29 protein-coding genes are annotated in these 26388 nt (G+C 40.9%); 7 read left to right on the forward strand and 22 right to left on the reverse strand.

The features are described 5' to 3' along the window. Window positions 1-55 precede the first annotated feature (55 nt). The 6 genes from JR334_04665 to JR334_04690 all read left to right on the forward strand — a co-directional run bounded on the left by JR334_04665 (window position 56) and on the right by JR334_04690 (window position 5418). Window positions 56-634: a hypothetical protein gene (locus JR334_04665; protein ID QRN86517.1), complete on the forward strand. Its 579-nt coding sequence runs from the start codon at window positions 56-58 to the stop codon at window positions 632-634. Between the two features lie 168 nt (window positions 635-802). Further along, entirely contained in the window at window positions 803-2707 is a 1905-nt protein-coding gene (locus JR334_04670) for a glutamine synthetase (GenBank protein QRN86858.1), read from the forward strand. 39 nt (window positions 2708-2746) lie between these two features. Next, on the forward strand, window positions 2747-2914 hold the full coding sequence (locus JR334_04675; GenBank protein ID QRN86518.1) for a 4Fe-4S binding protein: 168 nt from the start codon (window positions 2747-2749) through the stop codon (window positions 2912-2914). Window positions 2915-3005: 91 nt separating this feature from the next. Next, window positions 3006-3860: a zinc ABC transporter substrate-binding protein gene (locus tag JR334_04680; protein QRN86519.1), complete on the forward strand. Its 855-nt coding sequence runs from the start codon at window positions 3006-3008 to the stop codon at window positions 3858-3860. 10 nt (window positions 3861-3870) lie between these two features. Further along, window positions 3871-4608: a metal ABC transporter ATP-binding protein gene (locus tag JR334_04685; GenBank protein QRN86520.1), complete on the forward strand. Its 738-nt coding sequence runs from the start codon at window positions 3871-3873 to the stop codon at window positions 4606-4608. Between the two features lie 9 nt (window positions 4609-4617). Next, window positions 4618-5418: a metal ABC transporter permease gene (locus tag JR334_04690; protein ID QRN86521.1), complete on the forward strand. Its 801-nt coding sequence runs from the start codon at window positions 4618-4620 to the stop codon at window positions 5416-5418. A gap of 221 nt (window positions 5419-5639) precedes the next feature. Here JR334_04690 and tnpA read toward each other — a convergent pair whose 3' ends face one another. The 10 genes from tnpA to JR334_04740 all read right to left on the reverse strand — a co-directional run bounded on the left by tnpA (window position 5640) and on the right by JR334_04740 (window position 14471). Next, window positions 5640-6095, reverse strand: a complete 456-nt coding sequence (tnpA, locus tag JR334_04695; protein QRN86522.1) for an IS200/IS605 family transposase — start codon at window positions 6093-6095, stop codon at window positions 5640-5642. Between the two features lie 198 nt (window positions 6096-6293). Continuing rightward, complete coding sequence (locus tag JR334_04700) at window positions 6294-7700, reverse strand: amidohydrolase (protein ID QRN86523.1); 1407 nt, start codon at window positions 7698-7700, stop codon at window positions 6294-6296. Between the two features lie 78 nt (window positions 7701-7778). Next, a complete protein-coding gene (locus tag JR334_04705; GenBank protein QRN86524.1) occupies window positions 7779-8720 on the reverse strand; it encodes a magnesium transporter CorA family protein in 942 nt (313 codons plus the stop codon). A 358-nt stretch (window positions 8721-9078) separates the two neighbouring features. Beyond that, window positions 9079-10791, reverse strand: coding sequence for a DNA repair protein RecN (gene recN / locus JR334_04710; GenBank protein ID QRN86525.1), 1713 nt, complete (start codon window positions 10789-10791; stop codon window positions 9079-9081). Further along, complete coding sequence (gene argR / locus JR334_04715) at window positions 10763-11215, reverse strand: arginine repressor (GenBank protein ID QRN86526.1); 453 nt, start codon at window positions 11213-11215, stop codon at window positions 10763-10765. Before argR ends, recN begins: the two co-directional genes overlap by 29 nt. A gap of 12 nt (window positions 11216-11227) precedes the next feature. Beyond that, window positions 11228-11797: a class I SAM-dependent methyltransferase gene (locus JR334_04720; protein ID QRN86527.1), complete on the reverse strand. Its 570-nt coding sequence runs from the start codon at window positions 11795-11797 to the stop codon at window positions 11228-11230. Further along, window positions 11797-12642 (reverse strand): NAD(+)/NADH kinase, encoded by an 846-nt coding sequence (locus tag JR334_04725; protein QRN86528.1) that lies wholly within the window; start codon window positions 12640-12642, stop codon window positions 11797-11799. Before JR334_04725 ends, JR334_04720 begins: the two co-directional genes overlap by 1 nt. A 260-nt stretch (window positions 12643-12902) precedes the next feature. Then, complete coding sequence (locus JR334_04730) at window positions 12903-13127, reverse strand: DUF2007 domain-containing protein (GenBank protein QRN86529.1); 225 nt, start codon at window positions 13125-13127, stop codon at window positions 12903-12905. Beyond that, window positions 13127-13657 (reverse strand): hypothetical protein, encoded by a 531-nt coding sequence (locus JR334_04735; GenBank protein QRN86530.1) that lies wholly within the window; start codon window positions 13655-13657, stop codon window positions 13127-13129. Before JR334_04735 ends, JR334_04730 begins: the two co-directional genes overlap by 1 nt. A 4-nt stretch (window positions 13658-13661) precedes the next feature. Then, window positions 13662-14471: a TlyA family RNA methyltransferase gene (locus JR334_04740; protein QRN86531.1), complete on the reverse strand. Its 810-nt coding sequence runs from the start codon at window positions 14469-14471 to the stop codon at window positions 13662-13664. A gap of 109 nt (window positions 14472-14580) precedes the next feature. Between JR334_04740 and JR334_04745 the strand changes: the two genes are divergently transcribed. After that, window positions 14581-15261 carry a YdcF family protein gene (locus tag JR334_04745; GenBank protein QRN86532.1) on the forward strand — a complete coding sequence of 227 codons (681 nt, stop codon included), beginning with the start codon at window positions 14581-14583 and terminating at the stop codon, window positions 15259-15261. Between the two features lie 19 nt (window positions 15262-15280). On the opposite strand, the gene JR334_04750 is transcribed toward JR334_04745, so the two are convergent. From JR334_04750 to JR334_04805, 12 genes are all read right to left on the reverse strand, one after another. Beyond that, window positions 15281-17137 (reverse strand): 1-deoxy-D-xylulose-5-phosphate synthase, encoded by a 1857-nt coding sequence (locus tag JR334_04750; GenBank protein QRN86533.1) that lies wholly within the window; start codon window positions 17135-17137, stop codon window positions 15281-15283. Then, window positions 17138-17695 carry a hypothetical protein gene (locus JR334_04755; protein QRN86534.1) on the reverse strand — a complete coding sequence of 186 codons (558 nt, stop codon included), beginning with the start codon at window positions 17693-17695 and terminating at the stop codon, window positions 17138-17140. Between the two features lie 966 nt (window positions 17696-18661). Continuing rightward, window positions 18662-19549, reverse strand: a complete 888-nt coding sequence (locus JR334_04760) for a polyprenyl synthetase family protein (protein ID QRN86859.1) — start codon at window positions 19547-19549, stop codon at window positions 18662-18664. 1 nt (window position 19550) lies between these two features. Beyond that, window positions 19551-19784, reverse strand: a complete 234-nt coding sequence (gene xseB, locus JR334_04765; GenBank protein ID QRN86535.1) for an exodeoxyribonuclease VII small subunit — start codon at window positions 19782-19784, stop codon at window positions 19551-19553. After that, on the reverse strand, window positions 19781-20977 hold the full coding sequence (locus JR334_04770) for an exodeoxyribonuclease VII large subunit (protein ID QRN86536.1): 1197 nt from the start codon (window positions 20975-20977) through the stop codon (window positions 19781-19783). The genes xseB and JR334_04770 overlap by 4 nt, the downstream gene beginning before the upstream one ends. A 2-nt stretch (window positions 20978-20979) precedes the next feature. Next, window positions 20980-21606: a cyclodeaminase/cyclohydrolase family protein gene (locus JR334_04775; protein ID QRN86537.1), complete on the reverse strand. Its 627-nt coding sequence runs from the start codon at window positions 21604-21606 to the stop codon at window positions 20980-20982. A 15-nt stretch (window positions 21607-21621) separates the two neighbouring features. Next, window positions 21622-22473: a bifunctional 5,10-methylenetetrahydrofolate dehydrogenase/5,10-methenyltetrahydrofolate cyclohydrolase gene (locus tag JR334_04780; GenBank protein QRN86538.1), complete on the reverse strand. Its 852-nt coding sequence runs from the start codon at window positions 22471-22473 to the stop codon at window positions 21622-21624. 149 nt (window positions 22474-22622) lie between these two features. Further along, complete coding sequence (gene gltA, locus JR334_04785) at window positions 22623-24011, reverse strand: NADPH-dependent glutamate synthase (GenBank protein ID QRN86539.1); 1389 nt, start codon at window positions 24009-24011, stop codon at window positions 22623-22625. Next, on the reverse strand, window positions 24011-24853 hold the full coding sequence (locus JR334_04790; protein QRN86540.1) for a sulfide/dihydroorotate dehydrogenase-like FAD/NAD-binding protein: 843 nt from the start codon (window positions 24851-24853) through the stop codon (window positions 24011-24013). Before JR334_04790 ends, gltA begins: the two co-directional genes overlap by 1 nt. 188 nt (window positions 24854-25041) lie before the next feature. Continuing rightward, complete coding sequence (gene nusB, locus JR334_04795; protein QRN86541.1) at window positions 25042-25431, reverse strand: transcription antitermination factor NusB; 390 nt, start codon at window positions 25429-25431, stop codon at window positions 25042-25044. Next, window positions 25428-25985: a hypothetical protein gene (locus JR334_04800; GenBank protein QRN86542.1), complete on the reverse strand. Its 558-nt coding sequence runs from the start codon at window positions 25983-25985 to the stop codon at window positions 25428-25430. Before JR334_04800 ends, nusB begins: the two co-directional genes overlap by 4 nt. Window position 25986: 1 nt before the next feature. Next, window positions 25987-26385 carry an Asp23/Gls24 family envelope stress response protein gene (locus JR334_04805; protein QRN86543.1) on the reverse strand — a complete coding sequence of 133 codons (399 nt, stop codon included), beginning with the start codon at window positions 26383-26385 and terminating at the stop codon, window positions 25987-25989. Between the last annotated feature and the right edge of the window lie 3 nt (window positions 26386-26388).

A 26388-nucleotide genomic window follows, 5' to 3' on the forward strand; every position in this document is an offset into this window, starting at 1 on the left:
TGCCCCCTATTCTTTGATAATCTATGGTGAGAGACATACTATGGAGGAATTGTAGATGAAAATTGTTTGTTTGGGCGATAGTTTAACCAAAAGTTACAAAATTAAGAAAAATGAAAGCTGGGTAGCACTGGCTGATGCAAACTCAGAACATGAGTGGATTAACCAAGGCATTCTGGGTGATACGAGTGTGGGAATGCTTTCGAGACTGGAGAGGGATTGCTTTTCATATAATCCTCAAGCAGCTATACTAATGTCCGGCACCAACGATCTCATCCAAGGTGTAACCTTGCCTTTTATCCAATCTAATCTGGCCTGTGCCGTGCATCATTGTAAGCATTTTGGCGTGACACCATACGTAGGGATTCCAATTCTTTCTGACCCGGCTATTGCATCCACCTACTGGGGTAAACAGATTGATTTCAACTTTGTTAACCAACAGTTACAACTTTACCGCTCATGGATTATGCAGTTTTGCGAACAATTCTCTTGTCCTGTTATTGATTTTCAAAAGAATTTTTTGAGTGTCGTGTCAGCCAATTCAACTCAGGAGTGGTATATAGATGGGCTTCACCCAAATGCTGCTGGAAACAAAGTATTCGTCGAAAGCCTTCCTGGTGCACTTTACAAAAAATAAACTTGATGTATTCTAGAGGTAAGTTTTTATCATAAATATGATGTTAATGATTGACAAAACGACAATCATAAGTATAATGATTTTTTTAGCACAAAAGCGCAGAACTAAGGCGTTTAATATTAATGAAGTAATAGGGAGCGTGAAGCAATGATCAATAAGATGAATAATATGCTGTCATACGATCTTCTGTACTATGTACAGAGTGACCGTTACACAACGGATGAGCTCAAAGATTTGTTGCAAAAGCACGAGGAAATTAAGTTTGTTTCTCTGGTAGGTGTTGATTTAGGTGGAAATGACACAGATGAAAAAATTCCCATTTCCTTATTCCTTGAAGACATCAGTGCATTCCTATCTGGTGGTGGTGTTCAAACAGATGGTTCTAGTGTAGTTCTACCAGGCATTGCTACCTTGAATAACGGTAAAGTCGACCTAATACCTGACTCCGCTGTTCGATGGTTTGTAGACTATAACTATGGCAATATTGACCCCGCCACAAATAAACCCGTCGGAACTCTTAGAATACCCTCATTCTTGAAACATAACGGAAAGTTAATCGACTCCAGAAGCATTCTAAAAGCTGCTGTTTCTCATTTCAAGCAAGAAATACTATCTTTGATAAAAAACAATGCTCATGCAGCTGAAGCGTTACAGCTTAACCCGGAAGATATTGAGGATATTCTTCTCACTTCTGCGACCGAACTAGAATTTTGGGTTCATACTCCAGAAGATGTAGCAAATATCACGGCCTTATCTGCTTCACAGCACATGCAAGAACAATACTGGAAACGGACCAAAGGGTTGGTTCGTACCGCAATGGAGCGTTCCCTTACCTTATTAGACAACTATGGTCTGGAAGCAGAGATGGGTCATAAGGAAGTCGGTGGTGTTAAAGCCAAAGTGGACGCAACTGGTAATTTCTCCCACGTAATGGAACAACTAGAAATCGACTGGAAGTACTCAACTGCATTGCAGGCAGCAGATAATGAATTAATAGCTCGAACGAAAATTAAGGAGTTATTCCAAAATCACGGTCTCGATTGTTCCTTCAATGCCAAACCCATTGACTCGGTCGCCGGAAATGGTGAACATACACATGTTGGAGTAGCATTAAAGCTGAACAATGGTAGCATTCGCAACCTGTTCTCACCCATTATGATGGAAGATGATTACATGAATATATTTGGTTGGGGCGCACTAATGGGAATGCTTAAAAACTACGAAGTGGTCAACCCCTTCATTAGTGGAACCAATGATGCCTTGAATCGTTTACAACCAGGATTTGAAGCACCCATATGTATTGTAGGTTCTATTGGACACTCTTTGGAAACGCCCTCCAGAAATCGAACTGTATTGGTAGGACTTATTAGAGACATGGAGAATCCTCTTGCTACCCGCTTTGAAGTACGTTCTCCAAACCCACATAGTAATACCTATCTGACCATTGCTGCACTATACCAATCGGTTTTAGATGGTATCAAGGCAGCTGTCAGCTCTGGACTCAGCACCAAGGAACTAGAAAATATTTTCAATAAAAAAGCCGGTGAAGAAGTTTTCTACTTAGAAAAGAATCGTGAATACCGTAGTGAAGAAGATGTTTTTGAAGAATTTGATCTAGAACAGCGAACTGCTTTATTCGGACATCATCCTGCAACAGTCTGGGAAAACGTTCAAGGATTCGGTCTCTACCCTGAAAAAGTATCCGTACTTAAAGATGGTAGTGTGTTTACAGACTCTATCTTGGAATCCTACCGTTTGGGTTGCATCAATAAATGGACAACAGAAATCATAGCTCGCGTCATTCCCAATATGGCCAAGACTTCAAAATATATGGTGAAAGTGCATGACCAAGAATCTGGTAATGCGCTAGATGATAGTCGTTGGGCAGAAATTCAGGCCCTTAAAAATAGCTTGTTTAAGGATACCATCGACGGACTTTCTCTAGTGAGCCAGATGCGCCAAGCGATTGATAATAAAGAATATGAGCATGTTTCTGAATTACAATCTACTATCAAAAATGAATTTTCTAAATTAAAAAGCTTGTATACACAATACAAACGGAATATAATCTAAAGCAGTAAGAATACAGTGTTACCGAAAGGAGGGTCGAACATGTACTTTATTACAGATGCTTGTGTTTCATGTGGCGTTTGTGCTGACGAGTGCCCCGTTGAATGCATAAGTGAAGGAGATGACAAATATGTCATCGATCAAGATAGTTGTATCGAATGTGGCTCCTGTCAGGCAGCTTGCCCCAGTGATGCCATTATTGAAAAATAGTACTTTCTAAAGGCCTGCTAACGCAGGCTTTTTTTTTGCTAATCATGCTTGAAATAGCATATAATTGAAAAAGCATGGAGGTGAAGCTCGGATGAAAATTCCAATCAAAAAAATATTAGTGATTATTATAATTCTGACCAGCTTATTTGCTAGTGCATGTGATTCTAATCAAGACAAATCAATTGTCGTCTCCATCGCACCAATTAAAGGGCTTACAGAAGCCATCGTTGGCGATTCATGGCAGGTCTATTCTCTTGTCCCTGTTGGACAGAATCCGGAAGACTACGAGCCTACCATCGACGATATGATGCATTTAGAAGATGCGCAAGTCGTAATGCACCTTGCATTACCTGCTGAGGAAGCAACCCTAAGTAAATTACAGTCCAACAAACCGGATAAATTGCTTGTAAACTTATCCGACCTATGTGCTCAACAAAAAGAGCCTATATACATCACTGCAACGCAATTAGACCCTCATATTTGGTTATCTCCAAAACGAGCACTATTGCTATCCGAGAGCATCAGAGATACCATGGTTACCCTCGATGCCAATAATGCTCAACTATATCGAGACAACCAGGCAAAATTGGCAGTGCAGCTTAACCAATTAGACCAGGCTTGGGAAAGCACAGTGAAAGAACTCCCGAGGCATGCTTTTGTTATTTACCATCCTGCCTTGTCTTACCTAGCCCTTGACTATGGGCTTGAAATGATTAGTGTAGAACAACATGGTAAGGAACCGGATGTAGCAGACTTGGATCGAGCGATTCAGGACGCAAAGAGCCATGGGATACATACCGTATTTTATCAACAGGAGTTTCCTAAGGAAAAAGCAGAAACGATTGCTTCTGAAATTGATGCCAACATTGTCCCGCTATCATTGCTTGATGAAGATTACCTGAATATGATGTATCAACTATTGGATATATTTGAAGATTCCTTATAAGGAGACAACAATGAGTGAGAATAAGCCACTGATTACACTAAAAGACGTTAGCTACCAAGCTGGTAAAAATCATATCTTAGAAAACATCAACCTTGAAGTGATGTCGGGCGATTTTTGGGGTGTAGTTGGTCCCAACGGGGCTGGTAAATCTACCTTGCTAAAAATAATTCTCGGTCTGCTACAGCCTACCGGAGGTAGCGTCGAAATTGGTGCCAATGTACAATTTGGATATGTTCCACAATTTTCTTCATTCAACAATAATTTTCCAGTTACGGTTGAGAAAATGCTTCTTCTAGGTTCTTTGCAATATCTTCGAGACCGTAGCCACGATTCAGAAGTATATGAAAAATGTGGCCAACTGCTTCAAGATATTGGTCTGTATGGTCTACGTTCACAACCTGTAAAAGATTTATCCGGTGGAGAGATACAAAGGTTACTTGTAGCCAGGGCACTTATCAATAATGCAAACTGTATCGTATTGGATGAGCCGACTGCCAGTCTAGATACTGAGTATCGCAATATCATTTTTGATAAATTACACGAGCTAAATAAATCTGTTACCCTTATTCTCGTAAGCCATGATTTAGAAGCTGTTTCCTCCTATGTCAAACAAATAGGTTGTCTTAATAAACATCTATACTGTCATAGCGAACCAAAAAATATCAATAAAAGTTTGGAAAAAGTATTCGGGTGTCCGGTTGATCTTATTGCCCACGGTTTTCCACATCGCGTTCTAGAAAAACATTAGGAGATATATATGTTTCATTACACTTTCATAATTACTGCAATATTGGCAACCATCCTGTCTGGCTTGCTAAGTGGCGTTTTAGGCCCCATTGTCATGCAAAAACGCCTGACCATGATTAGTGGTGGAATGGCCCATATTGCTTTTGGTGGTATTGGGTTAGGATACTTTATCGGTGTGAATCCACTTCTCAGCGGTATCGGTTTCAGCATACTGGTAAGTCTTATCTTGGCAAATAATGCAAATAAGCTTGAGAGTCTGCAGGAAGGGTATATCGCAATGTTCTGGGCTCTAGGTATGGCTCTAGGTGTAATATTTATCTCAGCTACACCTTTGTACACACCACCCATTTCCTCCTTTTTATTTGGAAATATCTTAAGTGTTACACGTCCAGAAATTGCAATCATGAGTGTTATGACCCTGCTTATTTTAATCGTCTTTCTAACACGAAAGCGTCAATGGGAACTTTTTCTCTTTGATGAAGAGTATTACCGTTCCTTACGATTCGATTCAAATCGCATGCAATTAGCCCTCTACTTATTTCTTGCAGTTTCAATCATTGTTCTGATTCGTATGGTTGGCATCATTCTAATCATAGCCCTATTTTCCATACCTACATTAACGGCCACCTTCTTCACCCGTTCGTTTGGACAAATGATGGTTTTCTCCATTTTATTTGCCACACTAACTGGGTTGGTAGGCTTTGCTGCCTCTTACGCATTCAATCTGCCTTCTGGCGCAGCCATGGTGTTGCTAATGGGCATCTTCCATGGCATAGCTCTACTCATCGCACATTTCCGAAATGCGGAGTAAAGCCCTTCCTTATGTTATTTTCTAAACAAAGATTATGTGGTCATACATATAGCAATCTTCAACTTAATCTATTGAATCATGACCACCCGTAAAACGGGTGGTTTGCACAACCCCTATAAGGGGATGTTACTGGCCAGCGCCTAAAGACGCTGGCTTTCACTTCGTTCAAGCCACTTTGCATTTGTCACTGTTGCCGCCCCTCAAGGGGCAATATTAGGTAACTAATTCTTAAACGGGTCCTTGTACTCTTTCACGCTCAGTTTATCCAACAGAATATCCTGATTTTCCTGTTCCCGTATATACTTCTTAATTGTCGCTTCATTTAGGCCTACTGTAGTCACGTAATATCCTTGTGACCAGAAGTGTCTATTCCCGAACTTGTATTTCAGATTTGCATGTCTATCGAATATCATCAGGGCACTTTTCCCCTTTAAATATCCCATAAAGCTCGACACACTCATCTTCGGCGGAATGCTCACTAGCAAATGAACATGATCTGGCATCAGCTCGCCCTCGATAATCTCTACACCCTTGTATTTGCATAAGTCTCGAATTATCTCACGCAAACTCTCTTTATATTGATTGAAGATTATCTTTCGTCTATACTTAGGTGTAAATACGATATGATATTTGCACATCCACTTGGTGTGCGATAAGCTATTTGATTTATTAGCCATAAAATCACCTTTCCTTTTGTTATATTAGTAGCCTGAACAACTCTAGTATAACGGAAAGGTGATTTTTGTTGTTTAACAACTGTTTCCGCACCCGCATAGCGGGTGGTTTTATGTTTCGCTTGCTTCGTAGCTCAACAAGCTAAAGCCACAACAAAAAAGAGGCTACGTCAAATTGACGTAGCCTCTATAATTCTTAGTCTAATAGGCTAAACTTTTCCATTCCCTAGTTTTATTAGGGTAGGTTCCAGCTTTCTGTGATAATTCATCAGCAAATTTCTGTGCCTTAGCCAAGACAGCTCTCTCATCTTCTATGAAAGTGGGTTTAAAATCGTCTAGGATAATTTTCCCATCAACAATGACGGTCTCCACGTTCTGCTCGCTAGCAGAATAAACCAGCGTAGATACGGGGTGATGCATTGGAGTAGATTTTGCACTGGCAAGTGGATCAAAAATAAACAAATCCGCTTTCTTACCAATTTCGAGGGATCCGATTTCATCATCCATTCCGATTGCTCTAGCACCATCAATGGTTGCCATTTCCAATACCTTGTCGGAGGTAATAATCGTAGGATCCTGATGAGTCACTTTCTGCATCAAAGCAGCCAGTTTCAACATTTCAATCATATCATTAGAATTATTCGAAGCAGCACCATCTGTGGCAAGCCCAACAGTCACACCAGATTCATTCAATTTGGGAATCGGGGCTACACCAGAAGAAAGATACATATTGCTTCCTGGGTTATGGGATACTTTGGCATCATGATATTTTAGCATACGAATATCGCGATCAGTCAAATGTACGCAATGAACTAAAAGACAATTAGGACCCATGATACCATAGGATGCAAGGGTATCGGTATCTGGCATACCATGAATTTCAGTACATGCCTGACGGTCAAACGGAGTCTCTGAACAATGTACCGTGATACCTGTGTTGTATTCTTTGGCGATATTGTTGCTCCAGTCTAACATTTCTTTAGAAGCCAACCAAACAGCAGCTGGTGCTAACCATACTTTTATCTTTCCATTATCTGTATTGTGATAGGTGTCAAGGAGACGTAAAATATCCTTTTGAATAACTTCTTTTTCTTGAATCAAGGCTTTGGGTGTGCCGAATTGTTCTCCAACATCCATATATCCCCGTCCTAAAATACCTCTAACACCAGTCGTTTTAAATGCTTTGATGGCACCATCAGATAATTCTGGACTAGACTGCGCATGCATATAATCCAATATAGTAGTCGTTCCACTATGGATATTATCCAAAGTAGCTACCATCCCTCCATAGTAGACGGCTTCTTGGCTAATAGTCGCCGCACTTGGAAACATGCAGTTCACCAACCAATCAGACAATACCATATCGTCTCCCAAACCTTTTAATAGGCTTTGGAACATATGGTTATGAGTATTAATCAAGCCAGGAAATACTGCTTTTCCTTCCCCATCAATCACCCGAGTTACGTCTGTATATTTTGCTTCTAGTGCCTTGCTGTCACCAATATCGACAATTTTATCGTTTGAAATAGCCAAAGCAGCATTATACAATATTTCCCGTTTCTGGTTGACTGTCACGATTGTCGTGTTTTTAATCAGAATATCTAACATTACTTGCCTCCTATTAAGTTGTATATACGTGTATTATAAATCATCAGACCTAAGAAGTAAATACTCATTCCAAAGCTCTTAAAAGAGACCTTTTTTCATCATTCCAAACACGGTAGCTGTTGTCACCAACAGGGATAATGCCACGATAAAAAAGAAACCGTAGGGATTTCCCTGCATGGGCAAGGCCACATTCATGCCATAGAAGCTTGCAATCATGGTCGGGATTGTCAGTATGATGGTAATACTCGTTAAAACTTTCATTACTATATTTAAATTGTTAGATATGATAGAAGCAAAAGCGTCCATCATACCACTTAAAATATTCGAATTGATTTCACTCATATCAATGGCCTGTTTGTTCTCGGTCAGTACATCTTCTAACAAGTCTTCATCTTCCTCGTATAGGGGAATACACTTGGTTCGAAGTATTTTTTTCATAACCAATTCATTGCTTCTAAGCGAAGTTGTAAAATAGACCAAAGATTTTTCCATGCTGAGCAGTTTAATTAATTGTTCGTTCTTTAGAGCACCATGCAAGGAATTTTCCAATTCCAAGGAACGGCGGTCAATTTTTTTAAGATACTTCAAAAAGTATATCGCTGTTTTATACATGATTTGTAGTGTAAATCTAGTCTTTTTCCCTGTAGAAAAAGATTTCATCCTCTTGTTCACAAAGTCCGTAATGATATCAACATCTTCTAGACAGATTGTAATAACTCGATCCTCTAGATAGATTATGCCAAGAGGTATAGTGTCGTACCGAACGTTTTCCGGAGATTCTTCTTCCTCAACCACGGGTACATTAATCAAAATTAATGTTTGGTCGTCCTCTATATCAATTCGTGGGCGTTCCTCATCATCCATCGGTGATTCCAAAAATTCTGTAAGTGCTCCCGTTTCCTTATGCACAGTCAAAATTTCCTCTTTCGTGGGACTCACCATTTTAATCCAGCTTTTTGGTTCGCTAATCTCTACTTCTTGAACATCTTGTCCCTCTTTGGCAATATAGGCAGTAATCATATTTGGCCTCCTTTCTAGGGCCTCAACGACCCCCGCCGATAGCAATACCGTCGTGTATTCTTGTCATATTTTTTGTAATCCATGCATAATCGCGGGTCGTCCATTATCTCACCTCCCATAAAAAAAACCGCTTCAAAATAGAAACGGTCCCCGTGCTCTATACCGAAACTATCCTCGATCAGTTTTGGCTCAACATAACGTAGGGCAATGCCCAGCTACATTAAGCAATACCTTAATCCGATATTGCCTGCTGACCCTTTGGCATCTCTCGATGTTTCAGGGCAGTAGCCTCTGTTTATGTAGTAACCTCACCTAACGATGTTCACTTACCATTATTATAACCTTGTGATTGAAAATTTCAAGCATCACCTGTTTTTTTCATTTTCATTGCTGAATTCATCAACAAACGTGCCTGTTCAGCAGTACCCGCAATCTGTGTTCCACCTAACATCCTTAGTAGTTCCAATTGTTTATGCTCGGTATCTAATTTTTCCACTAATGTTTTGGTGCGGCCTTTTTCAATTTCCTTAGAAATTCGGAAATGGCAATCTGCAAAAGCAGCCAGTTGAGGTGCATGGGTTACACAAAAAACCTGCTTGTTTCTCCCCAATGCACTTAAATTTTTGGCCACCGCCAGCAGTGACTCTCCCCCAACGCCAGTATCCACCTCATCGAAGACCAAAATATCGATATCATCCTCTTCTGATAAAATAGTCTTTATCGCCAACATTATTCTAGCAATTTCACCACCAGAAGCAATCTTGGCTAAGGGTCTTATGCCCTCTCCCATATTTGGTGAAAATGAAAATTCAATTTTATCTGACCCAAAAGCTGTTTCCTGGGCTCGTTTTGTTTCAACAATCAGCGTGGCATTCTTCATGCTTAGTTCATGAAGAAGGTCCGTAATCTTAAGGCCTAGCCCTTTGGCTGCTTTCATTCTAGCTTTACGTAATTCTTGACACAACTTCTGATACTCGTCGTTCACATTCTTATAGCTACTCTTAAGACGTAACAAGGTTTCATCCTTATTGCTAAATTGGTCTAAACGTTCTTCCGCTTTTTCCATATAGCAAAGAATCTCTTCGATTGTAGTGCCGTATTTTTTCTTAAGAAAATTTATTTCTCCTAATCTCTGTTCTACCTCATCCAATCGGGTATCTTCATATTCCATATTATGCAGGTAACCATTGATATCCCTCGCCGTCTCCTCTATGCTATAGTAGGCATTTTGCAAGGTTTCAACTGCACCCGAAAATACGGTATCATATTCTTTTATTTTCTGAGTGGCGCGTATCGCGCCATCAATCTTGTCTAAGGCCTGTTCTTGATTCTGCAGCAAATCATACGCTTCCCTTGCCCGATTATTAATTTCATCAAGATTTGTTAGATAGCGGCTCTCCGCTCGTAAACTTTCTTCTTCTCCTAAAACCAAATTTTTCTGTTTTATTTCCTCAATTTGGAAAGTAAGAAAATCAATTTCTCTAGCAGCTTCAGCCGATTCAAACTCTAAGTTCTGCATTTGCTCTTGTATCTCTTTTCTTTCTTTAAAAGCATCCGATACTTTCAGCAATAGCGGTTTGGTGTCCTGTTTGCCATATCTGTCCACCAATTGAAGTTGGCGTTCTGACTTCAAAAAAGACTGTTCCTGATTTTGACCATGAATATCCAATAAGGCTTTGGCCATCTCTGCATATAGATTTAAAGGGACCATTCTCCCATTTATATAGCATTTATTCTTCCCTTTTATTGAAATCTCTCTTCTTAAAAGTATGCCTTCACCATAATCAATTTCAAATCCTAGATCAAGACAAGTCTCCTTTTTTTCCTCAGCGAGAAAGAATCCTTCAACACTAGCAGATTCTTCACCTTTTCGAATATACTCTGCCTGTGCCCTATTGCCTCTTAAAACGCCCAATGCACCGACTAGAATTGTCTTCCCTGCTCCTGTCTCTCCTGTTAATACATTGAGGCCAGGCTCAGGTTCAATGCTGATATTTTCGATTAACGCAAAATTAGTAATGATGAGTTGTTGTAACATGTCTCTACCCCATCTTCTTTTGAATGCGTCCACATACTAGTGGCGCATCTGCCTTATTCTTTAAAATGATGAGCACCGTATCATCTCCTGCTATCGTCCCCATCATTTCTATCCAATCAGAATTATCTAACAGGGAAGCCAATAGGTTTGCTGAACCAGGCAAGGTCTTTATCAAGACTAGATTTTCCGTTGAATCGACTTCCATCACTGTTTCAAGAATTACACGTTCAAGCCGATTTAGTTTGCGCACGCTACTGCTCTCCATAGGTAACACATACTTGTGGTTACCGTGTGCATCGTTTGACTTGATCAGTCCTAATTCCTTGATATCTCGGCTCACCGTTGCCTGTGTTATCTGGAAATCACGCTTGCGCAACAAATTTGCCAATTCCGTCTGGGTACCGATATCATATTGTGTGATAATCTCCAAAATCTCTTTATGCCTTCTATTTTTCATATAAAGACCCTTTCACCTCAATTTTTGTATCATAATTCCATAAGGACTTACGTTCTTTCTATTAGGAAATTTCAGTTCCACGACATCGTAAATACGTTGATCCAATGTTTTCCAGTACATATCCAACTCAGAATGTTCCTGCCAACCCAGCTCACTTCCAGGATATACCGTAATCAAAATAATCCCCATAGGCTTTAACAGGTCAAGAACTGCTGTCAGTGCCTTTGTTGTACTTTCACCACTTGTCGCAATTTCTTTCGAAGAACCAGGTAAATATCCCAAATTAAAAATTGCTAGTGAGAGCTTACTTAATCCCAAGTCAGCAATGTTTGCATGATCCATACAATATAATTCTACACGTTCCATCAACCCTGCTTCCAAGAGGCGTTTGCTCGTATTCTCGAGAGCGACTGGTTGAATGTCAATTGCATGAACCTTTCCTTTTTGACCAATACATTTTGCTAAAAGTAACGTATCGTGTCCATTCCCGGCTGTTGCATCTAGCACCGTATCACCTGGCAAGACGTAAGCTTGAATCATACTATGAAACAACTCCAATGTATTTTTAACCAAACGTTCCATTATTTTCCCTTACTAAATTTCTCACGTAAAATCTGATAGAAATTTCTTTGCTCCAACCTAGCAAATCTTACATTCTTCTTTCCCTTGGCGACCTTCACAATATCTTCATCATGAATTTCCACTCCAATTTGACCATCAATCGTCAGTGTTACGTCCGAAGTTGACTGCAGTACCCTAACAGAAATAACTTCCTCTGTATTCACTACCATAGGTCTTGAATACAAGTTATGAGCGCAGATAGGCGTTAACAGCAATGCCTTCAGACTAGGTTCGACAATTGGACCACCAGCAGAAAGTGAGTATGCGGTAGAACCGGTTGGAGTAGACAGAATTAGTCCATCTGCTGCATACCGGTCGATCACTCTATCGTTCACAGAAATTTCCATGGTAAACATACGAGCTAGGGAATTTTTACTAACAACAGCATCATTAATCGCCGTATAAGCACCAATCGTCTTTCCTTTTCGCTCATGAAATACATCGATGGTCATTCGTTCTTCAATTAGGTAATCTCCGCTAGCAATCTTTTCAAGGCCTTCATGGAGATTCGTATGTTCAAAACTGGTCAAAAAGCCCAAATGACCGATGTTAATACCTAAAAGTGGTGCATTGTAATCTCGGAAAAGATATCCTGCATTAAGTAGTGTTCCATCTCCACCAAGCACAATAATTATATCTACTTCTTGCAGATAAGCATTTAGTTCTGAATCTATATTACCCTCAATCATTGAATCATTTTTGAGGAAACGAGCTTCCATCCCTCTGGCTTGCAGCCAGCTCATAGTCTCATTAGTTAGCCGAGTAGCATTTTCTTTCGTTTCATTAGCAATAATCGCAAATTTCATGATGCACCTCTCGCATATTTATATTTCAATTATATCAGAAAGCCTGTCTGTTGTCTGAATAATTATACACTTTACAATATGAAGAAGGTCCGGCTCAAGCCGGACCTTCATTTAGCACAATGTGGAGATAACAAGTCCCCAGAATACAGCCTTCGTCAGTGCTTTACCGACGCGATTATATTCTATCAAATCTTCTACTATCATACTCCTGCCTCCCTCTCATCGAATATTATAATCGAGAAAGCCCGAGGTTAAAAGGATTATTCTATTGCCTGAACCAATTTTCTTGCTTTTTCTTCATCTTCGGCCCGTACCCAAAGTTCCACGCCCATTGTACCCGGTGATGAGGTATATAGTTCTAAGATTTCACCTTCCTGGCAAGTCTTCTCAAGATATTCAATGCCTGCTTCCTCAAGCAAGGGCTTCACTACAATCAATTCTGCTTCCACATAAGTTTCCAGTAAGACACATTCATGCTTTTCCATTATATCCCCCTAATCCTCCACCAAAGAATTGCTATGCCGAATCCTGCTGCAAATACCAATAAGCGGTACGCTTTTTCTTTCCCCAGCAAACGATAATCCCTATGTTTTGTCCACTTATGTCCAATAGGGATAATCTTTGCGCTATTAACGGATACATATAATATTCCATCAGCTGGAAAAGTCTCCGCTATGAGCATTAGTTTTTCTCTAGTTTCTACAATATGCAATTTTTCCTTTTCGGATTTAGCAATTAATACTACAAATCTTTTAAGACCTTTACCAACTAAGAAATCAAAACAAACATCTCTAGAATACTGTTTTTGATTGATTGTCTGAATCACACTTTTTTGGCCTGCTCCACCAAGGTAGTGATATCCTGCCTCTTCTAGAATTGCCAGGGCCTTAAGGCTTTTACGTGATGAAGTCTTAATAAAGGCACTACGTCTGACTCCTAGCATTTTTGAAATTATATAGCCTAATAAAGTAACTGTCATAATTACAAGTATAATTATGCCATCCGTTGCTCTCATTGTATCACTTCCTTAACTTCTTAGCCTCATTTATAACGCTTTGAATTTTAGAATCCAGATCCAGTTTTTCATTATTTTGATGGTTCTTCACCAAATACAATAAATATTCAATATTTCCCTTAGGTCCTGTTATAGGTGAAAAACTCAAATTCTGAAATTGAAAGCCCTCTTCTTTGGAAAAATATAGTACTCGTTCGATTACTAGCTTGTGAATATCAAAATCAGATACAACGCCCTTCTTGCCAACATTTTCCTTACCAGCTTCAAACTGAGGTTTTATAAGTGCAACCATTTCTCCATCATCCTTTAGAATCCTCGCAGCAGCTGGAAATATTTTGGCTAACGAAATAAAGGAAACATCTGTTACTACTAGGTCCACCGGTTCTCCGATATCCTTTAATTCTAAATACCGGGCATTCGTACGTTCCATAACAACTACCCGGCTATCTTTTCTAAGGCTCCATGCCAATTGCCCATAGCCTACATCAACAGCATATACCTTCGCAGCACCATTGATTAATGAAACATCTGTAAAGCCCCCAGTGGAAGCACCAATATCGGCAACAACCTTATCTTGCAAATCCAAATTAAATTCTGTCCTTGCTTTGTCTAATTTCAATCCACCACGACTTACAAAGGGGACGGAATTGCCACTGATGCGAATCTCGGCATTCACAGCAACTAGCGTTCCCGCTTTATCCACAACCTGGTCATTCACCAACACATTACCAGCCATGATTTCTGCTTTGGCGCGCTGTCTCGATGAAAATAAACCTCGTTCTACTAACAATTGATCTATTCTACTTTTTTCCATTTGACACTCCCATTCCTATCCTTATCTATATAGTATAGCAGATGCATCATACTAGACCAATATCAGAAATCGTCTTGAAACATAGCTACACATCCTCTATGATGGTGCTATGAAAACATCAAACATACCCTTGAAAAAAATTCTTAAGCTACTGATCTTGTTTAGCCTATTGATTGCATTTTTTTCACTAACAATAAACCTCTATATACTTAAATCAACAAATAATTTAAATCATGTCCCACAATACTATAGCGCAGAAAACTCTGTAGACGCCATCATTGTACTAGGCGCTGCTATGTATAAGAGCGGTCCTTCCTTGATGCTACGAGACCGACTCGATGCAGCCATCGTACTCTATGAGGCCGGAGTCTCCGAGCGCATACTCGTCAGTGGTGACCACGGGAAAACCAGTTACAATGAAGTACAGGGTATGCGTGAATATCTACTAAATGCCGGGATAGCAGATGAGGACATCTTTATGGACCACGCTGGTTTTAATACATACAGCAGCATGTACAGGGCAAAAGATGTTTTCTTAGTGAAATCCGCCATCATCTCAACACAGGAATTTCATCTTCCACGCGCTGTATATCTGGCAAACCGTCTTGGACTTAAAGCAAATGGGGTAATCTGTGACCAGCATGATTACTTTTTCTTGGGCAGGAACAAGGCTAGAGAAATTCTCGCTCGTGTCAAGGATTGGCTGCAAGCAGAAATATTTCAACCTGAACCCCAATATCTCGGCGAACCCATAAGTATACATGGTTCAGGACTCGCAACTCACGACTAAATAACTTCAAAAAAAGGTCTCACATTGTGAGGCCTTTTTGCATCTTTCTACAGGTTTTGACAACATTTGCATCGTCTATACCAAATTTTTTTCTAAGATCTTCGGTTAAACCATGTTCAATGAATTCATCTGGCAGGGCTAAAATTTGGACCGGCAAGACACAATTCACGATTTGCAATATGCTTGCACCCAAACCATTTTCCCTACAATTTTCCTCAACTACTAAGATTGCTTTGTAATTTTTTAAGATTCTAGCAAAGGCGATTTCCGGAAATGGCTTAGCCCTTCTGACTCCCATCAAGGCTACTTCTATTCCTTGATTTTTTAGCTCCTGTTTAGCTTTAATGCATGTCATCATCGAATTACTAGCCGAGACAATCAATATATCTCCTTCTTTTCCAATCCATGTAAATTCATCCTCGATGATTTTATGCTCGCTAATCTTCGGCAGCACAACATCCCTTGGGTAACGAATCATAACTGGGCCACCATTATTTAATGCCTCTGCCATCATAAGTTCCATATCTTCTTCATCACATGGCATAAGAATCTCTAGATTTGGCACTGACTTGAATATACCAAAATCCATGATGCCTTGATGCGTTTCGCCATCTTGTCCTACCAAACCTGACCTATCGACACAGAAAACAACCGGAAGTTTCTGCATGCATACATCATGAATCACCTGATCGACTGCCCGTTGCATAAATGTAGCATAGATGGCAACAACCGGCTTCAAGCCTGCCGTGGCAAGTCCAGCTGCAAATGTCACAGCATGCTGTTCTGCAATTGCAGTATCAAAAAAACGTTCAGGATATTTTTTTTGAAAAGCACTCATTCCTGTGCCTTTTGCCATTGCTGCTGTTATAGCAACAATTTCCTGATTATGTTCTGCCTGTTTTAGCAACTGCTCTGAAAAGCTTTGGGTAAATGTTTTCCGGTTTTTGGGTTCCATCTTACCATCTTCGATATGAAAGGCCCCTACCCCATGGAATTTCTCAGGATTTTTCACGGCCGGAGTATAGCCACGCCCTTTTTGGGTGACTACGTGTAGCAATACCGGTCCCTCGAGGGATTTAATGCGTTCCAAATGATCTATTAACGCTCTGATATCATGTCCATCAATAGGTCCTAGATACGTAAAACCGAGTTCCTCAAACAAGATTCCAGATATGAAAAAATACTTAAGTCCATCCTTTAGGCGCTCGATTCCATGTCTCACAGGCTTTCCAATAACAGGAATTTTTTCAATCCAACTAGCAACCCCTCGCTTTGTAGATAAATACATAGAGCCAGTTCTAGCGCGGACTAAATAATTGGAAAGTGCACCAACATTATTGTCAATCGACATCTCATTGTCATTCAAAATCACCAAAAAGTTAGTATTCTTATGGCCTGCATGGTTGATAGCCTCAAATGCCATACCACCCGTCAGAGCACCATCTCCGATTACCGCTGTTACGTTTTGGTCTATCCCTTTAATTCGATTCGCTTCAGCAATCCCCATCGCTGCAGATATAGAGGTCGCACTATGTCCAGTCTCGAATATATCGTGCTCAGACTCGCAACGCTTTGGAAATCCCGAAAGACCTCCCAACTGTCGCAAAGTGCAAAATTGATCTTTTCTACCCGTAATCAGCTTATGGGCATAGCTCTGATGACCAACGTCCCAAATCACTTGATCCTTCGGAGAGGAGAAAACATAATGCCACGCAAGGGTTATCTCCACTGTCCCTAAACTAGATGCTAAGTGTCCGCCCGTCTTAGAAACAGAAAAAATGATTTCTTGCCTGATTTCCTCCGCCAATTGTTCCAGTTGCGTAATATTTAATTTTCGTAACTGTTCAGGTCCATCTATCGTTTCTAGGATGCTCATTTATCGTTTCCTCTTAATCGTCACATCAACTTTAAATTTAGCCATGATACGCGCCACAATATGTATAATTTTATTGGCTTGGTTAATCGCATAGTTCTTACCCAAAGCTTTTCCACCTACAGTAAGTCCCGCTATGCAACTGGTGATAATAATCTCCACAAAAATATCATCTGTGTTGGACTTAGCAATTAGCAAAGCAAGCCCTGCACCCAGAGCTCCACTTATTGCTGAGCTCACATCTCCAACCACATCATTACATATATTGGCTACCCTGTCTGCATTACGGACCAAATAGGCACCTTGTGCCCCCCCAGGAACCCGTTTAGCAGCCATAGCATGGAAAACATCTTCATCGGCAGCCGTGACGGCTGTGCCTACTAGGTCGAAAATAATTCCAGAAATAACAATCAGCAGTAGAATCACGGTCGCTGCCAAAACAGATGACAGCTTATCCATGACGCCCTTGCTGATTATACTAACTGTAAGCGCAAGAAAAAAAGCTCCTACGCCCACTATGATTGCTCTTCTAATTATTTTTGTTCTCGGTTCTCTCGCCATACTATTTCCTTTAATTGACATTCCTTCGTATCGTTTCGAAGAATTTTCAGTTGGTGAAAGGCAGAGTCATTTCAAATACCCGTAAACCGACAAAGGCCGGAAGCCTATCCTTAGGCATGGTCACAACAAATTAGGCAAGCAGACTGCTACCCTAGCAATATGGATGGTTAATTCTGTTCCTGATTATGTTGTCAATATACTTTTCTTCGAAAGATTACGATATGCGCTATCAAAATATGTCTTTATGTTATCTTGAAATAAATACATATATATCAGTCTATGCCATCGTAAGAAGAATCGACGCACTCTACTCATCACTCTTTCTTACATAGCAAGGATAAAGCAATAATAAAATTGGTGGCTGTCGACGCAGTAAACTTTACGGCTTAGGTCCAGTTGGATTTCCCCTTGTCCTACAGCCCGTCACCGTGGCTGTGGTTTCCCATTAAAGAACAATCTGATGCGTCGCCGGCATCATCACTAGATCGCCACTTAGCTCGTACTTTAATCCTACGTCAACAGTCAGTCTAGAAGTTTTCCTTGACAGTCATACTAATTCCTAGCCTCTTTTGCAACTGAAGTTTCATCGTATTTGCAACGCCTACGGCCGTAGACAGCTACAAACCTTACTAGACCCCTCTCCAGCCACTCAAGGCAGGCTACTCTGCAGCAAGCTTTATGCTACCAACTGCAGGTTTCTCCCCCAAGTCATATCCTGGCTCTTAAACCAGGTCACAAAAATGGGCCTCCACGAAGGTAGGGTCATCGCCCGCATGCCCTTGCGGATCGCCCCAGCCTTCTTAACCTCCACCATATGCCCTCGCGGTGCATCGAAAGCAAGTGCCAGAGACTTCATCGCTGTGCCCGTGACGGATTTTTAGGCCCGCCTTCAAAATCAATATGCCTGACTAGAATACTGCGCCACCAAATCACATTATACAGCACCGACCTTATTGTTAGCAAATACTAATAGAGTCTGTGTAGTATGAAATCACATAATCCAATAAAAAAGCTGGTATCGCAACCGTCTAGATTTTCAAGTTCCGCTCTTGCCATGTCCATTTCGTGCTTTGCTCGTTCCTTGGCCGCTTCTAAGCCTAGTAAGGCTGGGTAAGTCATCTTTCCTAAGGCTAGATCGGAACCAACAGGTTTACCCAGTATTTCTTCTACGCCTTCTACGTCCAATATATCATCCGTGATTTGGAATGATAGTCCCAAATGTATCGCATACCGCTCTAAATATTCCATTGTTCGGATATTGGCACCAGCTAATCTAGCTCCGCACAGCACAGCTACCCGAATTAAATCAGCCGTTTTATGGGTGTGAATATACGATAAAACATCTTCACTGGGCTGTTTTTCCTCAGAAAGAATATCCAATACCTGACCGCCTATAACTCCTTTTGGCCCTACAGCTTCGGCAATATCTTGCATCACGGCAATTTTGGTAGCTGCAGGTATCCCATCATCGTCTCTGCAAATTAAAGAAAATGCTGCAAATACCAGTGCATCGCCAGCCAGCACTGCAATATCTTCACCAAAAACTTTGTGACAGGTAGGGATGCCTCGTCTAAAATCATCATCATCCATGCAAGGAAGATCGTCATGGATGAGGGTGAAAGTATGAATCATCTCAATGGCCAAAGCAACATTGCGTCCTTGGTGCAAATCAGCACCCAGCATTTTCATCGTTTCCAAGAGTAAAATCGGTCTCAGGCGTTTCCCGCCAGCCAAAAGGCTATGTTCCATAGCAGAGCCTAGGATCTCCACTTTGGGGTCCACCTCCGGTATAGCAGCCTTAAGCCAAGAATCAAATAACTCTTTTCTTTCCGTTATAAGCCCGTTTATATCCATTTTAGACTTCTTCTCCTCCGATAGTCTCCGTCGATATTGTCCCATTCTTTTCCTTTAGCAAAACCAACTGTTCTTCAGCACCATCCAGGCGTTCTCGGCAAGCTGCAAGCAATTCTACTGCTTTTTCATAAGTGGAAATAGCAGCCTCTAGAGTAAGTGCGCCCTGCTCCAAACTTTTGGTCTTATCTTCTAGTTCTTCCAACATTTCTTCAAACGCTATTTTTTCTTTTTTCACGCTTCTTCCTCCTTGAGCATTGCTCTTACCACACCATCTTGGAAGCGGATTGTAAAACATCTATCCTTTTTAAGCTCAGTAGCTTTATATACCATCTTTCCATCCTGTTCGATTACGGTATATCCTCTCTTTAAGGTTGCAAGAGGATTAAGTCCATCAATTCGTCCTTGTAGCATAGCCAGCTTTTGCATATGCGCACTACTTAGTGCCTGCATGCTTCTTACAATTCTTTCTTGAATTGCATCCAACCTTTCATGCTCTTTCGCTACCAACGTCTCCGGCTCGTTGAGAATTCCATCCCTACTTATTCTTCGTAAGCGTTGCTTTGCTTCCTCGATTCCTTTTCGAATGCTTTTTTCTTGACTCTCAAGTCGTTCTTTAATGTTCGCAATCTGAAGTAGTGCATCAGGCACAGCTACTTCTGCAGCAGCCGATGGTGTAGGTGCTCTCAAGTCTGCAACGAAATCTGAAATCGTGAAATCCGTCTCATGTCCGACCGCAGAAATAACTGGTAGCGCCGAGTTATATATCGCTCTTGCCACGCTTTCAGTATTAAAAGCCCAAAGCTCCTCTAATGACCCGCCACCTCTTCCTACTATAATCAAATCTACTTTCCCATATCTGTTTAACAAATCAATTGCTTCAACAATTTGGTCGGGGGCATCCTTACCCTGAACCGCGGCCTTAGCCAATACTAGTTTCACAGATGGATTGCGGCGAGTCACCACATGCTGGATATCATGCAAAACGGACCCGGTCGCAGACGTGACGATACCGATCCTGCTAGGCAGCATCGGTATTGGTCTTTTTCTAGCAAACAAACCTTCTTGTTCTAACTGATCCTTAAGCTGGGTGTAGGCCATAAACAAGACACCTTGTCCCAGTGGAAGAATTGAGTTGACATAAAGCTGGACACTTCCTTGTGCTTCAAAGACGGAGATTCGGCCCTGGACCAAAACTTCCATACCATCCTCAAGTTCAAAGGCCAGCTTGCTGCTATTGCTAGCAAACATAACACTTTTAAGGCTTGCTTTATCGTCTTTTATGGTGAAATAGATATGCCCGGAATAAGCTTTTTTGGCGTTCGATATCTCACCCTTGACCCATACACGGGCCAATTTGGGATCCTCTTCCAAGTCACTCTTTATCAAACGTAGAACTTGGCTGACTTCCAAATAACTTTTGGGCAACATTTCTATAATCTTCCTTTTACAATTTTGACAGCTTCGTTCATTAGCTTTTCAGATTTTTCAATCTGTGCATCACGTCGTGCTGCCGCTTTTTCAACAAAATCGCTGTCCTTAATACCTGGCAAGTTTATGTCTACTGCCAATAGCACGCCCTTTAATGAAGCGTCCGCTATGATTGCTCCAACGCCTACATCTGAAATTGCAGACTTGTTACCGATGGGCGCTAATCTAAGAGCCAACTCATTCGCTTTAATGCAGGTATCTGCGATTTCCAAAGGAGACAGGGTCGCTTTTTTGTAAGCATCCTGCAATGCCTTGGTGCGCTTCACTTTTTCTTCATCATTACTCTTAGGCATTTTCAATGCATCCATGAAGGCTCCAAAAACAGACATATCGTCATCAACTTGTTTTTCGAGTTCAACCATGACTTGTGAAATTTCAGCAAGGATTGCATCAATTTCATCATGTACATCAGCGAATTTTTCGCCCTTAGTCAAGTTTGCTACCATAGACACCATAGCTGCACCAAAGGTTCCTGCCATAGCCGCAACACTACCACCACCTGGAGTTGGTGCGTTGGAAGCTGATTCTTCTAAAATTTGTGCAAATGATTTATCAAAATATCTAGACATCATATCCTCCTTTGACTATCTACCCTGCAGGCCCATGCCTTTAATCAGGTTTCTAAACAATAGCACCGTGGTTAATGAACCAACACCACCAGGTACAGGAGAGATATAACTTGCAACTTTCTCCGCACTCTGATAGTCTACATCACCGACATAACCACCGCCGCCTTCAATTTCATTGACACCGGCATCGACCACAATGGCACCTTCTTTAAGCATATCTCCTGTAATCAATCCTGCTTTTCCTACCGCAGCAATAACTACATCAGCAGATTTTACTTCTTGTGCTAAATTTTTCGTTCTTGAGTGGCATATGGTGATTGTAGGATTATATTTAAGAAGCATAAACACCAAAGGTTTTCCTACCGTTTCTCCACGGCCAACAATTACGGCTTTCTTACCAGACAATTCAACACCCGTACTTAATACACATTCAATGCATGACTCTGGTGTTGCTGGAAAAAGTCCTTCTGCACCTTGCAGAATATAGCCACGGTTGATGGGGTTCACACCGTCTACGTCTTTTTTGGGATCTACCATACCCATAATCTTGTCTTTATCGATTTGTGCAGGCAGCGGAAGCTCAACCATGATTCCGTGAACGGTCTCATCTTGATTCAATTTAGTAATCAGAGTCTCAACTTCTTCTTGTTTGGTTTCTTTTGGCAGCTCATAAAAATCATATAGAATGCCTACTTTTTCAGCGGCTTTTTTCTTTGATTTAGCATACCAAACTGAAGCCGGATCATCACCAACCAATATTACTGCCAATTTGGCTTCGATACCTTTTTCCTTGTAGGCCTTAACATCTTGCGCAACTTTTTCTCGAATCTCTTTTGCAATAAGTTTACCATCAATAATATTTGCCATTTGAACCTCCATTGATTATTTACATTAAATATACTTCCATTCGTTTAAATATTATTTAATATTTCCATGTTCGTCAATAGGCTAGTAGTGTTCTCTTGGTGAAATTATGCACATTAAAAAATGGCCGGCAGAAACTGCCGGCCAAATTGTTACTTACTTGCCAAGTATTCATTTATTGACTTAGCTGCATCTTTCCCTGCACCCATAGCCAAAATTACAGTCGCTGCACCTGTGACGATGTCACCACCAGCATATACTCCCTCGATGGAAGTTTTTCCGGTTTCATCTGCAACTACGTTACCCCATTTATTAAGCTCTAAGCCGTCTATGGTATCAAGTAGTACAGGATTTGGTCCTTGTCCAATAGCCATAACTACTGTATCAACTTCAACTAAATGTTCACTGCCTTCAATTGCAACTGGACGTCTTCTGCCTGAATCATCAGGTTCTCCCAGTTCGTAGCTGAGACAAGTCATGCCAGTTACCCAGCCATCCTCATTACCGATAATCTCGGTTGGTGAAGTTAAGAGTTTCAGCTCAACGCCTTCTTCAATTGCATGCTCCAATTCTTCTTTTCTTGCTGGAACCTGTTCAATTGCTCTTCTATACACAATGTAGGATTTTTTAGCTCCAAGACGTAATGCCGTACGTGCAGCATCCATTGCAACGTTACCAGCGCCTACTACAGCAACCTTTTCACCCACCATAATTGGTGTCGCATTGTTTGGAAAATCATATGCTTTCATTAGGTTGGTACGTGTTAAGAACTCATTGGCAGAATATACACCGTTAAAGTTCTCACCTGGAATATTTAGGAAATAAGGAAGTCCAGCACCGGTGCCAATAAATACGGCATCGAATCCTTGTTCCTTCATAAGTTCCTCAACAGTATTAATCTTACCAGCAATAGAATTGACCCGGATTTCTACACCCAAATCTTTAATTGCTTCCACTTCAGTTTGAACGACTGATTTTGGAAGACGAAATTCTGGAATACCATACATTAAGACACCACCAGCACAGTGTAGCGCTTCAAACACAGTAACTGCATGGCCTTCCTTTGCCAACTCGGAAGCACAGGTCAGGCCTGCTGGGCCACCACCAAGAACAGCAACCTTCTTGCCTGTACTAGGTTTAGTAGCCATTTTGAAATCGCCTCGCTCAATCTGACAATCAGCAGCGTATCTTTCTAAGCGTCCAATGGCAATTGGTGCACCTTTTTTATTTAATATGCAGGAACCTTCACATTGGCTTTCTTGAGGGCAAACACGTCCACAAACAGCTGGTAAAGCATTGGTATCTTTCAATGTTACTCCAGCTTCCGCCACATCTCCACTTGCAATTTCAGCAATAAATTTTGGAATATTAATATTTACTGGACACGCTGGAACACATAATGGTTTTTTACAATTAAGACAACGTTCCGCTTCTTCTTTAGCCATAGCAGCTGTATATCCAGTGGCTACCTCTTTAAAATTTTTGTTTCTGACGTCCGCATCTTGAGCAGGCATCGGAACACGATTCAAATTCAATCCCATTATCGGTTCCCCTCCTTCTCGTATTTCTCCGTTATTATTCTTTCTTTTTCTACAAATATCTTCATTCTACGCATAGCCAAATCCCAGTCTATTAGGTGTCCATCAAACTCTGGACCATCTACACAAGCAAATTTGGTTTTATCGCCTACCGCTACGCGACAAGCACCGCACATACCTGTGCCATCAACCATGATTGGATTCATAGATACAGTAGTAGGGACATCGTAATTCTTGGTCAGACTAGCACAGAATTTCATCATTATGACTGGTCCAATTGCCCATACGTGTTTTACATCATTACTTGGATCTTCTAAGATCTCTTTAATCTTATCTGTAACAAATCCTTTAACACCATAGCTGCAGGAGCCATCATCTGTAGTAATATGTAGTTCAGTGCTTGCTTCCCTCATTTCTTCTTCCAAAATGAGAAGATCTTGACATCTTGCACCAATAATTGATATTACATTATTTCCAGCTTCTTTAAGTGCTTTGGCAATGGGGAGAACTGGCGCTACGCCTACTCCACCACCCACACAAAGAACGGTTCCATAGTTTTCTATTTCAGTTGGTTTTCCTAGTGGCCCAACAAAGTCCAATACTTCATCCCCCACATTATACGAAGCCAACACTTTGGTCGAGTAGCCTACCTCTTGGAATATGATAGTAATGGTTCCTTCTTCTCTGTCATAATCTGCAACAGTCAACGGAATTCTTTCTCCCTTATTGTCTGTGCGAATTATGATGAACTGACCCGCTAGAACTTTTTTAGCTATTTCAGGAGCCAGAATTTTCATTAGCGTTACAGTCGGTGCTAATTCTTTTTTTTCGACAATCTTATACATTGCAACCTCCTCAATTATATTCAAACACTTTTTCAAGGACCTCTTAATACTCGTGATAAAAGTCCAATTTAATCCACCACGTCATAGTATATCAGAAAAGGACTTTTTTTTGAACCAACAATATCACAAGTACACACTCACCCAGCAATGTGAAAGAGACCGGCACCCGGTCCCTTTCACATTGCTGGTTATCCAATTTTATCCAATATGCCATTAATTAAACGCTTTGATTGCTCGTCTGCAAAACACTTCGTAAGTTCTACAGCTTCGTTTATCGCCACATTTTTCGGAACATCCTCTTGATAGAGTATTTCCAACACCCCTAAGCGCAAAATAGTTCTTTCAACACTACCGAGGCGGCTTATCGTCCACTGCTTATTCAAATGATCCGAAATCTGTTGGTCTATCTCCAGCTTATGTTCTGCGAACAGTTTGAGAATATGTTCCACATATTCTACATCCTTGTCGTGCAAATCGTTCTCTTCCACGATCATGGACAATGTTTCATCATTCTCATTATTTCCTTGGTCCAAACCGAAAAGCACTTGAAAAGCACCCACTCTTGCATCTTTTCTCAATTATTAATCCTCTCTCTATAAAGGTTCGCAGTATCCACGATACCCAATGATTTGACCAAAATCTGAATCTCAATAACCGAAACGCCGATTCCTTTTTCAAAACGTTCCTTTATGCGTGTCTGCAGATTTCTAGTGGCCATCTGAATGTTTGCCCCTGTGGGAGTCTCAATCTCAACAATAATTTTGACGCCCTTTTTTCTCGGTTCCACAAAAACCCGAGCATCATCAATACCCTCAGCTTCTTCTGCCAGCATCAATGCGGTCTTTTCTAACGCTGAAATATTAATGTTCACCTGGCCTAGCCCATCATTTACACTAGCAACGGCCATGTAGGGAGTAACCTTTTGTGTTGTGTCCAAAACAATCTTAATCGCAATGATAATTACGACCAAGGATAAGGCTACTGTTACCATTTTATTGCCAATGCTACCAAAGAATACATCTGTCATGAATCGTAAAAGCGATTCATTAAGCGTGAAAAAAATCATAAATGTAGCAACGGCAACAGATATAAGGGCCCCGGCCAAGATCATCAATTTTTCCGCTCGGTGCATGCTATTCTGCCTCTTCGATCTGAGTCAATTCCTTCTTGCTTGGAAAGTCTATTCCAGCAATGTTGACGTTGACTTCTCGAACAGGGATATCTGTCATATTCTCGACGGATTTTTTTACACTTTCTTGAATCTTCTTAGCAACATCAACCAATACTTCTCCATAGCGAACAGAAATGGACATTTCGATTACAGCTTCTTCATTATCTAGCGTAATCTTTATGCCTTTACCTAGTGATTTCTTTCCGCCTAAAAAGGAGTTCTGTTTTGCCCCGATAATTTCAGCCACACCGTCAACTTCTTTAGTAGCCAAGCTTGCAATGGCTGCTAAAACCTCTTCCGAAATTTTCACAGTACCCACATCGTGCACATCATTGTTAATTTCTTTGACTTTGTCTGCCATTTC

This window comes from Clostridia bacterium, from assembly GCA_016887505.1.
In the GTDB taxonomy this organism is placed as follows: Bacteria; Bacillota; TC1; order TC1; family UBA5767; genus UBA5767.

Coding starts and splice junctions, on each gene's coding strand:
- JR334_04665 (QRN86517.1), top strand. CDS start 56: ATGAAAATTGTTTGTTTGGGCGATAGTTTAACCAAAAGTTACAAAATT.
- JR334_04670 (QRN86858.1), top strand. CDS start 803: ATGCTGTCATACGATCTTCTGTACTATGTACAGAGTGACCGTTACACA.
- JR334_04675 (QRN86518.1), top strand. CDS start 2,747: ATGTACTTTATTACAGATGCTTGTGTTTCATGTGGCGTTTGTGCTGAC.
- JR334_04680 (QRN86519.1), top strand. CDS start 3,006: ATGAAAATTCCAATCAAAAAAATATTAGTGATTATTATAATTCTGACC.
- JR334_04685 (QRN86520.1), top strand. CDS start 3,871: ATGAGTGAGAATAAGCCACTGATTACACTAAAAGACGTTAGCTACCAA.
- JR334_04690 (QRN86521.1), top strand. CDS start 4,618: ATGTTTCATTACACTTTCATAATTACTGCAATATTGGCAACCATCCTG.
- tnpA (QRN86522.1), bottom strand. CDS start 6,095: ATGGCTAATAAATCAAATAGCTTATCGCACACCAAGTGGATGTGCAAA.
- JR334_04700 (QRN86523.1), bottom strand. CDS start 7,700: ATGTTAGATATTCTGATTAAAAACACGACAATCGTGACAGTCAACCAG.
- JR334_04705 (QRN86524.1), bottom strand. CDS start 8,720: ATGATTACTGCCTATATTGCCAAAGAGGGACAAGATGTTCAAGAAGTA.
- argR (QRN86526.1), bottom strand. CDS start 11,215: ATGAAAAATAGAAGGCATAAAGAGATTTTGGAGATTATCACACAATAT.
- JR334_04720 (QRN86527.1), bottom strand. CDS start 11,797: ATGGAACGTTTGGTTAAAAATACATTGGAGTTGTTTCATAGTATGATT.
- JR334_04725 (QRN86528.1), bottom strand. CDS start 12,642: ATGAAATTTGCGATTATTGCTAATGAAACGAAAGAAAATGCTACTCGG.
- JR334_04730 (QRN86529.1), bottom strand. CDS start 13,127: ATGGAAAAGCATGAATGTGTCTTACTGGAAACTTATGTGGAAGCAGAA.
- JR334_04735 (QRN86530.1), bottom strand. CDS start 13,657: ATGAGAGCAACGGATGGCATAATTATACTTGTAATTATGACAGTTACT.
- JR334_04740 (QRN86531.1), bottom strand. CDS start 14,471: ATGGAAAAAAGTAGAATAGATCAATTGTTAGTAGAACGAGGTTTATTT.
- JR334_04745 (QRN86532.1), top strand. CDS start 14,581: ATGAAAACATCAAACATACCCTTGAAAAAAATTCTTAAGCTACTGATC.
- JR334_04750 (QRN86533.1), bottom strand. CDS start 17,137: ATGAGCATCCTAGAAACGATAGATGGACCTGAACAGTTACGAAAATTA.
- JR334_04755 (QRN86534.1), bottom strand. CDS start 17,695: ATGGCGAGAGAACCGAGAACAAAAATAATTAGAAGAGCAATCATAGTG.
- JR334_04760 (QRN86859.1), bottom strand. CDS start 19,549: ATGGATATAAACGGGCTTATAACGGAAAGAAAAGAGTTATTTGATTCT.
- JR334_04770 (QRN86536.1), bottom strand. CDS start 20,977: ATGTTGCCCAAAAGTTATTTGGAAGTCAGCCAAGTTCTACGTTTGATA.
- JR334_04775 (QRN86537.1), bottom strand. CDS start 21,606: ATGTCTAGATATTTTGATAAATCATTTGCACAAATTTTAGAAGAATCA.
- JR334_04780 (QRN86538.1), bottom strand. CDS start 22,473: ATGGCAAATATTATTGATGGTAAACTTATTGCAAAAGAGATTCGAGAA.
- gltA (QRN86539.1), bottom strand. CDS start 24,011: ATGGGATTGAATTTGAATCGTGTTCCGATGCCTGCTCAAGATGCGGAC.
- JR334_04790 (QRN86540.1), bottom strand. CDS start 24,853: ATGTATAAGATTGTCGAAAAAAAAGAATTAGCACCGACTGTAACGCTA.
- JR334_04800 (QRN86542.1), bottom strand. CDS start 25,985: ATGCACCGAGCGGAAAAATTGATGATCTTGGCCGGGGCCCTTATATCT.
- JR334_04805 (QRN86543.1), bottom strand. CDS start 26,385: ATGGCAGACAAAGTCAAAGAAATTAACAATGATGTGCACGATGTGGGT.